Consider the following 15373-nt stretch of genomic DNA (forward strand, 5'->3'; position numbering starts at 1 on the left):
TTAAGTGCAAAATTTCAAAATATATGACTATTTTATTAATAAAATCAGAATATTATATTACAAATCTCTCCGTGATCAGAACTTCTATAAATTATTTTCTTGTGTTACTTCGTATACTATGTATTATTTGGGTCAATCGAGGGAGCACGAAGGCGGGCTCCTTCCGGAGGCGACCACTGGTGGCGGTTCTGGTGCCCGATATCCTGCGCGAACAGGCGGCCAAGACCACGGGCCAGACAGCCATCGATATCATCGGTTCTGCCTCGATGACCTATGGAGAATGGGAAGCGCGCAGCAACCGGCTCGCCCGCGCCCTGGTCAAGGCTGGCCTCAAGCCGGATGACCGGGTCGCCCTCTGGTTCACCAATGAGGATGCACTCGATTATGCGGTCGGCTACTTCGCCATCCAGAAAGCTGGCGGCGTTACGGTGCCCGTAAATGCCCGGCTCACGGCCCGCGAGTCGGCCTGGATCCTGGAGCATTCGGCCTCCCGTTTTCTGCTCGCCCAGAGCCGCCAGTCCCCGGAACTCGCTGCCATCCTGAAGCTCGCCCCGGCAGGACTGAAAGCAGTCACCCGAGGGGGGCTCCCCGGCACATTCGGCTGGGATTCCTTCGAGTCCGGACAGAGCACGGATACCATTCAGGTGGAGCGCGCCCCCGACGATCTCGCCGATATTCTTTATACCTCCGGAACCACCGGGTTTCCCAAAGGTGTCGCCAGCACTCATGCCAACGTAGCTCTTGTCACCAAAGGACGTCTCGGTGCGATGTTCGCCGGACAGACGTTCCTGCATGCTGTCCCCTACTACACCTTCGCCGGCACCCACGCGATGCTGATGCTTCCGCTTACAGGTGGCATGACATCCGTAGTCCTGCCGAGGTTCGATGCGGCCCTGTTTCTGGAACTGATCGCCGAACGCAAGGCGGCCTTGCTATATGCGGTACCTTCGATGCTGATGCTGATGCTCCGCGATCCATCCATCGGCGAATACGACTACCGCTCGCTCAAAATGATTCTCTACGGAACGGCGCCAATGCCGCCTGAGGGTATCCGCGGACTCGCCCAGAGGTTCCCGCAGGCGATGCAAATCAATGTCTATGGTCTCACCGAAGCCGGTGGAGCGGGTTGCACACTGCCGCCCACCGAGGCCCTCAAGCGGCCGGGCAGCATCGGCAAGCCTCTGCCTCCGACCGAAATCAGGATCTGTGACGGAAACGGCCACGAACTCCCCGCCGGCGAGCAGGGTGAAATCTGGCTTCGCACACCGGGAAACCGCCGCCGCTATTTCAACAACGAGCAGGCGACGCGAGAAACCTGGACCGAAGACGGCTGGCTGAAAACAGGCGATGTGGGTCACTTTGACACCGACGGTTATCTCTATATCGACGACCGGCTCAAGGACATGATCATCCGGGGTGGGCACAACATCTTCGCCCTAGAGGTGGAAAACGTGCTCTATGAGCATCCGGCTGTCGCCGAGGTGGCCGTGGTCGGAGTACCGCACACGATCCTGGGTGAGGACGTGAAGGCATTCATCGTTCTGCGCGACGGCTCCAGTCCAGATGCCGATGAACTGCAGGCGTTCTGTGCCGGGCGGCTCGCCGATTACAAGCGCCCCCGTCAGATCGAATTTGTACGTGAGCTTCCACGCAATGCTCTTGGCAAGGTCTTGAAACGCGTCCTGCGAGGCGGCGATACAGCCGGTGCCCAGACCGGAAGCCAGCCGCCGGAAGGGGCTGCCCATGCCTGACGCCCTTTCCGGCCTCCACCGCATTCACTACACCGATGCAGGGTCCGGTTATCCCGTTCTGTTCGGGCATTCCCTCACTTTCGATGGCACGATGTTCGAGGCCCAAACAGCCGTCCTGTCGAAGAAGTTCCGGTGCATTTCCATCGACTTCCGGGGACACGGCAAGAGCTCGAAACTGGACGAACCCTATACGCTGGACGACAACGCCGCCGACGTGCTGGCTGTGGCCGACACCATTGGTGCGAAGCGGTTTCACTACGTGGGCCTTTCCATGGGCGGAATGACCGGCATGCGGGTGGTGCTCCGGGCACCGGAACGGATGACGGCACTCGCGCTTCTCGACACCAGCGCTGGCGAGGAAGACCCGGCAAAACGAGCAGCTTATTCGGACTACGCAAAACAGTCCCGGGACAAGCCGCCCATGCCCCCCATGATCGAAATGACCCTCGGCCTCATGTTTTCACCTGCCTTCATGAAGCGCGAACCGGCTGTAACGGATCGCTACCGTAAGATTCTTCTTTCCAATGACGTAAATGCCATCTCGCAGGCAACCCTGGCCGTCACAAACCGCGACAGCATTCTGGAGCGTATTGGCTCGATCAAGTGTCCAGTGCTCGTTATCGTGGGATCACAGGATATCGCCACGCCGCCAGCCCAGGCCCGTGCCATCGCCAGTTCGATTCCCAATGCCGCACTCGAAGTCATTGAAGGTGCTGGTCACATGACCCCGGTCGAAGCCCCCGAACAGGTCACACGTCTCTTACTGGAATTCCTGGGAGAATAGCGCATGGACGATGCAGTCATCCTTGAGCGGCAGGGCCATCTGGCGGTTCTCACCTTGAACCGTCCTGATAACCGGAACGCCATGACTGTGGAACTCCTCGATGCCTTCAGAACTCGCGTCGCGGAGGTTAAAGGGGACAATGCAGTCCGGGTACTCATTGTCACTGGCAGTGGCAAGAACTTCTGCTCCGGCGCCGATTTCAAGGCCACGGCAGATCTCATGACCCGGAGCGGCATGGCGGGCACTCCCGGCATGCGTGAATCGGCCAAATGGGTCTACGGATCGTTCCTAGCACTTCTCGAACTGGACATCCCGGTCATCGCTGCCATGAATGGACATGCCATCGGGGGCGGACTGGGGCTGGCGCTTGCCTGCGATCTTCGTGTTGCTGCTGTAAGTGCCAGGATAGGCGCGAACTTTGTCCGGCTGGGGCTGCATCCCGGCATGGCAGTTTCCTATCTTCTGCCAAGACTTACTGGCCTACCCATTGCCGCGGAACTGCTCTTCACCGGCCGGATCATTAACGGTGACGAAGCGGCCCGGTTCGGTCTGGTCAACTACGCCGTTCCGGAAGCTGAAGTCATGGACCGGGCAAAAGCCCTCGCCACGGAAATCGCAGCGTGCGCCCCCTACGCCGTCAGGCTGACCAAGCGATCCCTTTACAACGGGCTTCAGATGAACCCGGCGGCTGCGCTCGAAACCGAAGCCTACGCGCAGGCCCTGTGCAGCCAGACCGACGACGCCAAGGAAGGCGTTATGGCCCTCATGCAGAAGCGCGAACCGGTGTTCAAGGGGAAGTAGGGAACGGGCATGTTCGGCTTTGCACTAAGCGATGAAGAGGAAATGATACGGTCGACCGCCGAGGCGTTCGCCCGCTCCGAACTGCTTCCCAAGGTACGCGACCACGAAGCGGCCCAAGCCCTTCCCGCTCACCTCTCGAAGAAGTTCGACGACACCGGTCTTGGGCTGGCCGGTGTTCCGGAAACCGCTGGTGGCGCGGGACTCGGTGCATTTGCCGATACACTGGTTTACTACGAACTGTCCCGCGCCGATGCCGGTGCCGCCTTCGCCCTAGGACTTTCCGGTCTTGGGTTACGGATTTTTGGCCTGAATACCGGCCCTGTCCATCTGGCGAGCGACATTGACCAGAGGCTGGAGGCCTCTGGCGGCTTTGTCAGCGGGAAGTGGCCCCTTTCGTTCGGACGCGAAACGGGCCGGGCACTTGTACTTCTGTCAGGTTCCGACTCCGCCGTGTTCATCGAGACCGGAGTTTCAGCCACTCCCTGCCGGCCAGCGGCACTGGATACGGCACAGGGATGGACACTCTCGTTCGACAAGGCCCCAGTCAAGAAAACAGTTCCTGCGGCCGCATTCCAGAACCACACCCGCCAGCTTGCCGCCACACTGCTGGCAGGCCTTTCGGCCTGCGCACTGGAATATGCCCGCGCCTATACGATGGAACGCAAGACCTTCGGGCGCACACTGGCACACCATCAGGGAGTCGCCTTTGTTCTGGCTGAGATGGCCATGCGGACCGAGGCATCAAGACTGGCTGTCTGGCGATCGGCATGGCGCATGGACAGCGGGAAAGAGGCCCGGTTCGACACGGCTGCTGCCTTTGTCGAAGCGGCACAGAACGCCCTGTTCGTCTGCGATCAGGCCCTTCAGCTCCTCGGCGGTCATGGCTACATGAAGGACCATTTCGTGGAGAAATATTTCCGCGAGGCACGTGTCCTTTCGCAGCTTTGGGGCGGCGTGGACGGCGCCCTGATGACAGCCGGGGCTTTCTCAACCTCGCTGAGCACCGAAATCGGGTTTCCGGAGCTGGTAGAGGGTCGAACCCCATGATCGACCTTTCCCTCGACAATGCCAGCCGCGCACAGCTCACCATGCTGAAATGGCTGGGGGAAAAGTATCTCCGGCCCCTAGGGATAGAGGCGGACCGGCTGGAGCGTCCCATTCCACCGGACCATGAGTTCTTCCTGAAAGTGCTCGAGATGGGCCTGGGTGGACGCGGGCTGAATGATGAGGAGGACAACGGGAAAAAGAGCCGCGATCCAGACAAGCCTTCCTCGGGCGCCCGGCGGGGAGTAATTTTCGCTGAGGAAGCTTCCTACTGGGATCGTGGCTCTGCCGTTGCCTTGCCGGGACCGGGTCTTGGTGGCGCACCCATTCACCACATGGGAACGCCCGAGCAAAAGGAGCGGTTCCTGGGGCCATTCCGCCAGAAAGACCGCCCTCGCTGGGGTGCTTTTGGAATGACCGAGGCAGGTGCGGGCTCGGATGTGGCCGGCATACGCACGACGGCGGTGAAAGACGGAGATCACTATGTCCTGAACGGGTCGAAGACCTTCATATCCAACTCGCAGCGGGCTGAATGGGTTGTGGTTTTCGCTACGGTGGACCCGTCGAAGGGACGCGATGCTCACCGCGCCTTTGTTGTTGAAAAGGGAACGCCGGGATTTTCCATCACACGCGTGGAAAAGAAGATCGGCCTGCGGGCCTATGAAACCTGCAGCTTCACGCTGGACAACTGCCGCATCCCGGTGGCGAACTTGCTGGGTGGCGAGGCGTTCTACGAAGGCCGGGCAGGATTCAAGGGTGCCATGAAATCATTCGATTCCACCCGCCCCATTGTCGCCGTTATGTCGGTCGGCATCGCCCGTGCAGCGTGGGAACATGCCCGCGATTTCATCCGGCAGAACTACGTTACAGATCGCCCAGTTCCCCGCTATCAGCGAATTCTTGAGCGGCTGGCGCTCATGCGGATGAAAATAGACCATGCCCGGCTTCTCTGCTGGCGTGCCGCCTGGCTCGCTGACCACAAGAAACCCAATACGCTGGAAGCCTCCATCGCAAAGGCCTACGCGCCGCCGGTAGCACTCGAAGCAACCCGTCTTGGCCTGGAGATAATGGCCGACGCCGGTATCACTGGCGATGCGTATCTCGACAAGCTGTACCGCGATGTGAAGGTACTCGACATCGTCGAAGGCACCCAGCAGATCCAGAGAATCGTGATCGCGAGACGGATCGTGGATTATCCCGGCGTGTCCGGAGAACCAGCCGACAAGGAGTAACATTTCCATGCCCGAAAAAGGCCGCGCCGCCATATTCCGTGAAGCCCAGAAACCGATGGAGATCCGGGAGTTCGACGCTCCGGAACCCAAGGAAGGCGAGCTGCTCGTCCGGAATCTTGTCGCCAATATCTGCGGGTCCGATCTCCACATCTGGCTCGGCCATACACCCATTGGTACCCAGCTCAAGATGGACATGGTACTGGGACACGAGATGGTGAGCCGGGTCGTGAAATCCGGGAAAGGCCGGAGCCGGGACGCATTGGGCCGGTCCCTCAAGGAAGGCGACCGGGTGGTATTCGCCTATTACAAGCCTTGCGGTCACTGCTATGCCTGTCTGGATGGCGCCTTTCACACCTGCGAGATATCCCTCAACACTGTCTTCATGCCAGTGAGCCCCCAGAACGCCTTCGTAGGCGGTTATGCAGACTACTACCTCATCTCGCCCAAGCAGGTGGTCCTGAAGGTACCCGACGAACTCGGCGACGATGAGGTGGCCGGCGTCAACTGCGCCTTGAGCCAGGTGATCCACGGACTTCTGGACGCCGATTTGAGGTTTGGCGAAACGGTAGTCATCCAGGGTGCCGGCGGGCTTGGCCAGTATGCCACCGCCGTCGCCCGTGAGATGGGAGCTTCCCGGGTTATCGTGATAGACGGCATCGACAGCCGGATAGACATGGCGAAAAAGATGGGGGCCGACGCGATTATTGATATCCGGCAGTTCCCGGACGGACAGGCCCGCGTCAAGGAGATCAAGAAGCTCACCGATAACTGGGGTGCCGATCTCGTGGTCGAAGTGGTTGGAATACCGGATGTCATGCCCGAAGGCGTCCGCATGATGGGCCGCCGGGGACGCTACCTGACGATGGGAAACGTGATGCCGCGGGCCTCCTACAAGGAAGACCCATCAATCCTGGTAGGCGGCAACCGCTCGATCCTGGGCCGCTCGCTCTATCCCGCCTCGGTGCTCCGTAAGGCGCTCGATTTCCTCGTCCGGGCAAAAAACCGGTATCCGTTCTCGACAGTGCCGGTCCATTACCCGCTGGAAAAGATCAACGATGCGTTTTCCGACGCTGAAACGTTCGGCAAGAGCCACAAGGACATTACTCGCGCCGCCATCAAGCTGGCTGCCTGAAAGGACAGAAATGCCGCTCGATCACGCTGCCGCCATCCAGGAACTGGACGCTACACGTCCCGGCCGCCTTTATATCAATGGGGAGTGGAGAGACGCCAGCGACGGCCTTGCGGTCACCGACCCGGCCACCGGAAAACTATTTGGCCAGATAGGCCAGGCATCACCCGAAAACGTGTCCGATGCCGTAGCCGCCGCCCGCGAGGCGTACTGCGGCAGCTGGCGCAAGCTTTCACCGGGAAAACGCCGTGAAGCGATTCTCAGGCTGGCTGCTCTCACCGAACAGCACGCTGCCGAACTAAACAGACTACTCACGCTGGAAATGGGCGTACCGGCCCAGATCACGTCCCGGCTGGGAGCCATCTCGCTACAGAAAAACCTCGAGTATTTCGCCGGGTGGATGGACAAGATCTATGGCGAAGTGATCCCGGTTCCGGGAGCGTTCGATTATGCGGTCCGGGAACCCATCGGTGTCGTCGGGGCAATCATTCCCTGGAACACGCCGCTCCTGTTCGTCGGCAGCAAGCTTGGGCCGGCTCTGGCAACCGGGAACACTGTGGTACTCAAACCCAGTGAACTGGCCTCACTCGCCATACTCCGCTGGGCAGAAAAATGCCTTGCCGAGTCGGGTATTCCGCCCGGCGTCGTGAATATCGTTACCGGTGACGGACGTACTGGTTCCGCCCTGGCAGGTCATCCTGGCATCGACAAACTCTCTTTCACCGGCTCGGTGGACACCGGCCGGAAGGTGGCCGAACTGGCTGGCAGAAACCTCACCAAGGTGCACATGGAACTCGGCGGCAAGTCACCCACGATCATTTTCAAGGACGCCAACCTTACCAAGGCGACCATGCAGACCTCTTTCGGCATTTTCGGGCTGTCCGGCCAGACATGTGCCGCCTGCAGCCGGGTATATGTGGAAGATCCGGTCTATGAGCAGATGGTGGGCAACATCGCCTCATTCTCGAAGGGGCTGGCACCAGGCGACCCACTAAAAAAGTCCACCATCCTGGGCCCGCTTGCCGCCGAGCGGCAGCTCCAGCGCGTTCAGGCCTACATTGAGGCAGGGAAAAAAGATGCACGGCTCGTTGCCGGCGGCGAGCGGCTCGGCGGAGATCTTTCAGAAGGATTTTTCCTCGGACCGACAGTATTCGCCGATGTGAAATCCGATTCAGTGATTTCCCGGGAGGAGATATTCGGACCGGTAGTGGCGGTAACTCCGTTCAAGAAGACGGACGAAGCCATCGAACTGGCCAACGGGACCGAATACGGTCTCGCTGCCGGAATCTGGACGGAAAACATCACGACAGCGCTCAAGACATCGCAGGCGATCGATGCTGGTGTCATCTGGATCAACAGCTACGGAAGCCTTCCGGCTGCTGCGCCATTCGGAGGCATGAAAAAATCCGGTTACGGCCGCGACGGCGGTCGTGATGCATTGCTGGAATACACCCAGGTCAAGAACGTCTTTGTCGATCTGGCCTGAGAACCAAGGGAGGGAATGAAACCATGAAAAGCGGAATGTTCTATCTGTTCGAAACCCTGGGAAAGAAAAGCGTCACGGATCTCTACCATCAGGCACTGAGCGAATGCTGCTATGGCGAGGAACTGGGCTTCACGGGCGCACATCCCGCCGAGCACCATTTCTCGACCCATTACGGGATCATGCCGCGAGTCGAACTGTTCCTGGCGGCGCTTTCCACCCGGACGACAAGGCTCCGTCTCATCCCCAGCGTCATTGTGGCAGCGCTCTCCGATCCTGTCCGGCTTGCCGAAGATTCCGCCATGCTGGACATCCTCAGCAACGGGAGGTTCACCTACTCCATCGGCGCGGGTTACCGGAAATACGAATTCGCCAAGCTGGGTGTGGACGTGGAGGAAAACAGGTCACGTCTCCGCGAAGCCGCCGAGATCGCTGAACTCGCCTGGAAACAGGAGAAGTTCTCTTACAAGGGTCACCACCACCAGATCGAGGATCTGCAGATCGTCCCCAAGCCCGAACGGAAAGACGGCTCGGTCCCTGAAATCTGGATCAATACCGGCACTCCGGACCAACTCGTCTGGGCGGCACAGCGGGGTTATGTGGTCCTGCCAACGGCGGGGTTTTCGGTCGCCTCGTTCAAAAAGGACCGCGATACCTATGTCGCCGAATCGAAACAGGCGGGGCACAACCCGGCAAAAATAGAGGCCCCGTTCTTCAAGTGGATCTATGTGGGGGAGACCGACCAGAAGGCTCAGGAAACTGGCCAAAAAGCTTTCCTTGAAACCATTCAGGCGTTCTTTGTCGGTGGGGAAAGGCTCATTGCCCAGCTCACCAAGCGTATCCAGCTTCCGCCCGAAATGATGGGGGATCCGAACAAGTTGCTTCTGTCGCCGGATCTGGGCGCTTTCGTTTGCGGGTCGCCAGAAACGGTCGCCAGGCAGTTGCGTTCCTTCAGGGATGCGGGGGCAACCTACTTCATCGGTGGATTCAATATCGGTGCGCTGCCCACCGAGAAAGTGCGGCGTTCCATGGAACTGTATGCTAAGGAGGTCGCACCAGCGCTGGCATAGTTACCCCAGCCCGATGCCAGGATTTGAACCCGATGGCCAATAGCCCAGACAGCACCACGCCGCGAAGCCGCTCCGAGACCGAGGAAGCTCTGGTTGACGGGGTTATTCGCATCGTCGCCGAAGTCCGCAAGCGTGCCGACCGGATGGGCCGGGAACACGGCGCAACGATGCTCCAGATACAGGCGGTCAAGATCCTGCACGAAAAGGGGTCAATCACCATTTCCGAGCTTGCACAGGAACTTCACCTGAACCAGAGCACCGTGAGCAGTCTCGTTGACCGCATGGAGGCGAACGGGCTGGTCCGACGGCTCACAGCCAACGACGACCGCCGCAAGGTCAAGCTGCGGATTACGGAAAAGGCGGACGACCTGGCCATGACCACACCGGTATCGCCGATCGACATGTTCCGTCAGATCCTCAAGCCGTTAACCGGCGACGAGATGGCCCATCTTTCACGGATGCTCGCCAAGATCGAAAAAGCCTTCTTCGAAAGCGTCGAGGCAATCGACCGGGAAAAACCGGCCAGGCAGAAGAAACAGTCCGCAGGGGGCTGAACTTCTAGATCGATATCGCGCCCTTGCGGAAATCGCTGCCGCCAATCTTGACGTTGACCAGCGCCGGCCTGGGACTCTCGAAAGCGCGTTTCAGTGCCGGATGGATCTGGTCCGGAGCTTCCACCCACTCCCCGTGACAGCCCAGCCCCTCGGCAACCTTGTCGTAGCGCGTGTAGTCGAGTGTCGTCGCAAACAGCCGGTCCTTCCCGTACAAATCGCGCTGCCCCCGGAGTATCTGCGTCCAAGCAGCATCGTTGCCAATCACGCCGACAATCTTGATTCCCTGCCGTGCCATTGATTCGAACTCGAACCCGTTAAGGCCGAAACTCCCATCTCCGTACACAATGATGACGTCATGGTCCGGGCGGGCGAGCTTGGCTGCGATGGCATAGCCGGGACCAACGCCAAGTGTCCCAAGGGGGCCGGGATCCATCCAGTGCCCGGCACCCCGCACTTTCAGCGTATAGGCCGCCGTCGCCACGAAATCGCCGCCGTCTCCAACAACAATTGTCTTGTCGCCGATAAAGCGGTTCAGCTCGTGACACACCCGGAGCGGGTTGATCGGATTATCATTGGAAGTGAGTTCCGCCTCCATCTTGGCAAGATGTGCCGCCTCGATGGAGCGCATCGATTCCAGCCACTTGGCTACATCCGTCCGCTGGCGGCCTTTCAGCGCCTTCGCCAGTGCATCCAGCACCCAGCCGGTATCGCCGACAATCCCCACTTCAACGCCCCGGTTGTGGCCAATGATTCCCCCGTCGAGGTCGACCTGAATCAGCTTGGCGTTCTTGTTGAACGTTCCATCGCGGCCATAGTTGAGCCGGAAGTCGAGCGGCGTCCCAAAAATCAGGATGACATCGGCCTGTTTGAGCGCGTCCTTGCGCGACCGGGAGAAAAACGACGGATGATCCGGACCGAGCGCGCCCCGCGCCATGCCGTTCAGGAAGCACGGGACGCGGAGCACATCCAGAAACTCGTCCAGCGCCTCGCGCCTGTCAGACCAGTACCATTGGGAACCGACGATCACCATCGGTTTTTCGGCGGTGGAAAGGAGATCAGCTGCTGCATCTATAAAGACCGGCTCGCCAGCGGGCCGCGCCTTTGTTCGGTAATTCCTGGGAAACACGCAGGTCGCCTCGTTCACCGGGCTGATGAGATAGTCGACCGGCATCTCCAGGAATACCGGACCCGGCACGCCGCTCGTCGACACCCGGAATGCCATTGCCACATATTCAGCAAGACGCCGTGGCTCCGGAACCGACGTGGACCACTTGGTGATGGGTCGCATCAGTTCCACATGGTTCATGTCCTGCAAGCTGCCCATGTCCTGGAGTGCACGGGGCCCCTGTCCGCCAATCACAATCATCGGCACCGCTGCCCGCCAGGCGTTCGCCACGGCCGTCACTGCATCGGTGACGCCGGGGCCGGCCGTGACGACGGCAACGCCGGGCGTCCCCGTCACCCGCGCCCAGCCATCGGCCGCATGGGCGGCTGACTGCTCATGCCGGAAATCCACGGTACGAATTCCCTCGTCATGGCAACCGTCATAAATGGCCATGACATGACCACCGCACAAGGTGAAAATATGCGAGATGCCCTCAGCCTTGAGCGCCTTGGCGACTACCCGGCCCCCGTGAATCATTCCCATAGATTGCTTTCTCCCGTCGAGGAACTGCGGTCAGCCTAGCAGCCTTCCGCCCATATCCGGAAGCCGCGGATTTTCTATGCGGCATTCCGTTTCAGGTCCGATGCAGCCTGGCGAGCTGACGCGGATCGCTTGATGTGGTTCAACCCGGCATTCAGGACGTCGCGATTATCCACACCCAGCCGGATTGGCGGAGTGAACGATGGATCGTTGGGGTTCCCGAAGGCATCGCACGCCTCGATGCAGTCACCGCACCGGATGCAGCGGTCGAAATCGGTGGCCGCGAACGGATAGAACATCGGCTCCCCCGACTTTTCCAGCAGCCGTACCGGATCCAGCTCCATGGGGCATACCTTGGCGCATATTCCGCAATCGGTGCAGTCAGCACCCCGGATCAGATGCACCCCGCCCCTTGCGCTCGATGAGGTAAGGGAAAAATAGATTCCGGACGGGCAAAGCCCTACACAAAAATTGTGGCCCAGCCATAGAATCTGCCCCGCCACCGAAATCGTGAGGAATACCCATACCCCCACAAATGCGGCCATCTGGCCGGCCGTCAGAAATGGGACATGAATCGGATCGAACATCCAGGTGATCATTCCCAGTCCGATCGCAACTCCCAGCGCCCCGGCCACCCCTATCCGTGCCCATTTCGGCAGATTCCGGCGGCCCCACTCGCCAATCCGGTTCAGTGTCGCCACCGGACAGAACCATCCGCACAGGAACCGCCCCATCGTCGCATTCACGACCAGAATCACAACATTGACGATGATAAATCCGATGACGAACGCGCGAATGGATTCAGCGAGCGTAACCGGTTCCCCGAGAACCCAGTATCGGCCGGTATAGATATCCATGTGCCAAAGATCGAACGCCGGGCCAAACACAATCAGCAGGGTGGCGAAGCTGAGCATGATGACCCGGATATTCCGGTACCGGCCACCCTGCATACGGGCCCGGATCCGCTCCCGCGCCCGCTGCGAGACCATCCAGTCGAATGTCACGTCACCCGCCCCCAGGCGATGGCGACCCAAGCCATCAGGGAGGCGACAACCATCCCGCTCACGACAATGGCAAGAGCAAGAAAAAACCGCCGCCGCCGGAGCAGTTCCATGTCGGATGCTTCGCCGGTAAAGTCCGCAGATGCCAGGACTGGCTGCCTGGCGATGGCTTCGCCGCCTGCACGGAGCCCCTGCCGCTTGCTGCGAACAGCCAGAGCAACAGCCACAAGAGAGGTAAACAGGACCACTTCAAGCACGATCGTGAGCATATTAAAGGCCGTCTCGGTATCCGGCATGGTCCGGTCCTCCCATAGGTGGCAGCGCGCAGGGAATGCCCGCCCTTTATTCTCTAACCTCTTGGTACCACTGGCACTATGACCATGCTCATAGGCTGCACCCAGCATGGCCGTTCATAGTGACATCCCTGTGCAGCGGAGGGATACCACCCTGTTTCGCCTGTTCCAGCCATACTTCCAGTGCCTATCAACACTTGCTGCCAGCCTGTTGCTGACTGCTTTCACCGCACGGGCAGCAGCACCGGCTATCAGCCTGTCAGTAATACCGGAACAGCCCGCCATTTTTGCGCCAGTGCAACTGATTCTGGAAGCCACGGGTTCCACTGCCCGGGCTCCCGGTGAGGGCCAGTTTCACGTCGAAATCCGGCCGGACGATCCCGCGCTCCGCACCCTGCCTGCTGAAAAGCACCCTGTCACCGAGCGGCTCAGTAACGGTAAATTCCGGTTGATCCACAACTTCCGGATTGCCGGCACCTACCAGATCACTGCCCATTTCAATGGTACTGACGGCCAATCGGCTACCTTGAGCCAAACGGTCCAGGTGCAAGAACAGGCAGGCATAGGGTTCTGGTCCGAAACCATCCTGAAAAGTATCCTCTTTGTTCTGGCTGTTCTCGTGCTTATTATCGCAATCCGCCGAATGACCCGTCACGATGATGGCACTCCCTCATGACCAGCCAATTGACCATCAATGGCAGGTTATTGCCAAAACTGCCGGTTTATCCGGCACCCTGCACGGTTGAGCAGCAAAACGCTATCGGCCGCATTTCACTGTAATCATATAACTATTTGTAATTATTGGATAAAAATACGTGTTATGGTGTGGAACCACGCTTGCTTTACCGTGACGGGGCTGGGAAACCGTATCGCGGTAATGACTAGGCGCGTCACAGACATGCTACGGGAAGGGTGGAAGGAGCGTACGACCAAGTGTCAAAATTAGCGGCAGCCTGTGCCAACCCCATAATGTCTACACTGGAAACCGAAATACCCGCTGACGAATCCCGGCGAATCCATGACCGGGAACTCGGCTTTATGCCATCCGACTACCTCCGGCGCGTCAGCCCCGAACGGATGAGCCGGCACATGAACCTCATCTGCAGCCATCCGGGTTATCCCCTGAAAACCTTCGTACAGCATCCGGTGTCATGGGACGTGACCCGGATGGGCAGAAGTGCACGGCTCATGACGTTTTCAATGAACTCACCCCGTGCACTGGTCCATGTTACAGCCGCCATTGCGCTCACGGGTGGCTCGATTCAGGCAGCAGAGCTTTACCCGCGAACCGATGGCACCCTGCTGATCGACGTCGAGTTTCATGGCCCCGCAAGCCCGGAAGCGGTTGGAGACTCTCTCGTCACCCAGTTCCAGGCCCGGATCGCCGACGCTCCGGCGCCGGACTGCGAAGCGGTGCGTGAACTGGAACTCACCACCCGCACCGATACGGCAACCTCGGCGAATGTGATCGAATTAAGGGCGGCGGATACCAGAGGGCTTCTTTACCGGACTGCCCGGGCCTTCGCCATGCTTGGCATCAAGATCGTGCGATGCGACATCCGCACAACTGGCGGAAAGGCCTACGACACGTTCCAAGTAACCGACAGGCTCGGCCGACCGCTGGACCTCGACCGCGAGATGAACTTCCTGCGCCGGGAAATAGAGGGGGGCTAAAAACCCTATTTCAGCATTCCGGACCGGTTCAGGATATCGTCGAGGATTTTCTCCTGCTCCGGCGTGGCCGGGACCATCGGCAGGCGGTGCTCGTTCGACGCCAGCAGGCCCATCCGTTTCATCATGTATTTCATCGGGATCGGGTTCGTATCGAGGAATACGGCCTTGTTCAGATCAAACAGCTCGTAATGAATGCGGCGGGCCCCTTCCAGATCGCCCGCAAACACCCGGTTACAGAGCTCGGCCACCTGTCCCGGAGCGATATTCCCCACGGCATTCATCAGCCCCTGCGCCCCCACAGCCATCATCGGGAAACTGAGGCTCTCCAGCCCCACGAATACCCGGAAGTCCGGCCCCATTTTCACAAACAGTTCCGACACATATTCCAGATCATTCACGGCGTGCTTCATCCCCACCAGCGTCGGAACCTTCTCGGCAATGCGCGCAACCGTTTCCACCGTGACGTTCACCACCGCCCGCCCGGGTATATGGTAAATCATGAGCGGCAGACCGGTTTCGCGTCCCAGTGCCGAATAATACTCAACCAGTCCGCGCTGTGGCGGCTTGATGTAATAGGGCGTCACGACAAGGAGCGCATCCGCGCCCAGCTTTTCGGCACGCTTCGTCAGTTCCAGGGTCGATGCCCACGACTCGCATCCTGTCGCAGCCACGACGGGGACACGCTTTTCTGCCGCCCTGACAGCGGTTTCCAGCAGGCGGGCGCGCTCGTCAATGGTGAGAGTGCTGGGTTCTCCCGTTGTTCCAGTAACGAGTATCCCATGCGTTCCATTCGCAATCTGGTATTCGACCAGTTCAGCATATTTGGCATAATCCACCTCGCCGCCGCGAAATGGCGTCACGATGGGTGGATAGGATCCTTTCAGGAAATTCCTGTCGAGTTTCATCATGTGC

General features: G+C 59.5%; 15 protein-coding genes. 10 read left to right on the top strand and 5 right to left on the bottom strand.

Annotation, left to right across the window (positions count from 1 at the left end; all coding sequences use genetic code 11):
* The first annotated feature begins 179 nt into the window (after window positions 1–179).
* Genes KIT79_10400 through KIT79_10440 form a run of 9 tightly spaced genes read left to right on the top strand, consistent with a single transcriptional unit; the run spans window position 180 to window position 9848 of the window.
* Window positions 180–1751, top strand: coding sequence for an AMP-binding protein (locus KIT79_10400; protein ID MCW5829707.1), 1572 nt, complete (start codon window positions 180–182; stop codon window positions 1749–1751).
* Window positions 1744–2535, top strand: a complete 792-nt coding sequence (locus KIT79_10405; GenBank protein MCW5829708.1) for an alpha/beta fold hydrolase — start codon at window positions 1744–1746, stop codon at window positions 2533–2535. The genes KIT79_10400 and KIT79_10405 overlap by 8 nt, the downstream gene beginning before the upstream one ends.
* 3 nt (window positions 2536–2538) lie before the next feature.
* Window positions 2539–3336 (top strand): enoyl-CoA hydratase/isomerase family protein, encoded by a 798-nt coding sequence (locus KIT79_10410; GenBank protein ID MCW5829709.1) that lies wholly within the window; start codon window positions 2539–2541, stop codon window positions 3334–3336.
* A 42-nt stretch (window positions 3337–3378) separates the two neighbouring features.
* A complete protein-coding gene (locus KIT79_10415; GenBank protein ID MCW5829710.1) occupies window positions 3379–4383 on the top strand; it encodes an acyl-CoA/acyl-ACP dehydrogenase in 1005 nt (334 codons plus the stop codon).
* Window positions 4380–5612, top strand: a complete 1233-nt coding sequence (locus tag KIT79_10420) for an acyl-CoA dehydrogenase family protein (GenBank protein MCW5829711.1) — start codon at window positions 4380–4382, stop codon at window positions 5610–5612. Before KIT79_10415 ends, KIT79_10420 begins: the two co-directional genes overlap by 4 nt.
* 7 nt (window positions 5613–5619) lie before the next feature.
* A complete protein-coding gene (locus KIT79_10425) occupies window positions 5620–6744 on the top strand; it encodes a zinc-binding dehydrogenase (protein ID MCW5829712.1) in 1125 nt (374 codons plus the stop codon).
* A gap of 10 nt (window positions 6745–6754) precedes the next feature.
* A complete protein-coding gene (locus KIT79_10430) occupies window positions 6755–8227 on the top strand; it encodes an aldehyde dehydrogenase (protein MCW5829713.1) in 1473 nt (490 codons plus the stop codon).
* A gap of 23 nt (window positions 8228–8250) precedes the next feature.
* Window positions 8251–9294 carry an LLM class flavin-dependent oxidoreductase gene (locus tag KIT79_10435; GenBank protein ID MCW5829714.1) on the top strand — a complete coding sequence of 348 codons (1044 nt, stop codon included), beginning with the start codon at window positions 8251–8253 and terminating at the stop codon, window positions 9292–9294.
* Window positions 9295–9326: 32 nt separating this feature from the next.
* Complete coding sequence (locus KIT79_10440; protein ID MCW5829715.1) at window positions 9327–9848, top strand: MarR family transcriptional regulator; 522 nt, start codon at window positions 9327–9329, stop codon at window positions 9846–9848.
* Window positions 9849–9852: 4 nt separating this feature from the next.
* Here the strand turns inward: KIT79_10440 and KIT79_10445 are convergent, their stop codons facing one another.
* The 4 genes from KIT79_10445 to KIT79_10460 all read right to left on the bottom strand — a co-directional run bounded on the left by KIT79_10445 (window position 9853) and on the right by KIT79_10460 (window position 13442).
* Complete coding sequence (locus tag KIT79_10445) at window positions 9853–11496, bottom strand: acetolactate synthase (protein ID MCW5829716.1); 1644 nt, start codon at window positions 11494–11496, stop codon at window positions 9853–9855.
* A 74-nt stretch (window positions 11497–11570) separates the two neighbouring features.
* The gene (locus KIT79_10450) at window positions 11571–12497 is read right to left on the bottom strand and encodes a 4Fe-4S binding protein (protein MCW5829717.1); all 927 of its coding nucleotides are present in this window, start codon (window positions 12495–12497) and stop codon (window positions 11571–11573) included.
* Complete coding sequence (locus tag KIT79_10455; GenBank protein MCW5829718.1) at window positions 12494–12790, bottom strand: hypothetical protein; 297 nt, start codon at window positions 12788–12790, stop codon at window positions 12494–12496. Before KIT79_10455 ends, KIT79_10450 begins: the two co-directional genes overlap by 4 nt.
* Before the next feature lie 256 nt (window positions 12791–13046).
* The gene (locus tag KIT79_10460) at window positions 13047–13442 is read right to left on the bottom strand and encodes a hypothetical protein (GenBank protein MCW5829719.1); all 396 of its coding nucleotides are present in this window, start codon (window positions 13440–13442) and stop codon (window positions 13047–13049) included.
* A gap of 314 nt (window positions 13443–13756) precedes the next feature.
* Between KIT79_10460 and KIT79_10465 the strand changes: the two genes are divergently transcribed.
* The gene (locus KIT79_10465; protein MCW5829720.1) at window positions 13757–14461 is read left to right on the top strand and encodes a hypothetical protein; all 705 of its coding nucleotides are present in this window, start codon (window positions 13757–13759) and stop codon (window positions 14459–14461) included.
* 5 nt (window positions 14462–14466) lie between these two features.
* On the opposite strand, the gene dapA is transcribed toward KIT79_10465, so the two are convergent.
* Window positions 14467–15369, bottom strand: coding sequence for a 4-hydroxy-tetrahydrodipicolinate synthase (gene dapA, locus KIT79_10470; protein MCW5829721.1), 903 nt, complete (start codon window positions 15367–15369; stop codon window positions 14467–14469).
* Window positions 15370–15373: the final 4 nt, after the last annotated feature.

The organism is Deltaproteobacteria bacterium, assembly GCA_026129095.1.
In the GTDB taxonomy this organism is placed as follows: domain Bacteria; phylum JAGRBM01; class JAGRBM01; order JAGRBM01; family JAHCIT01; genus JAHCIT01.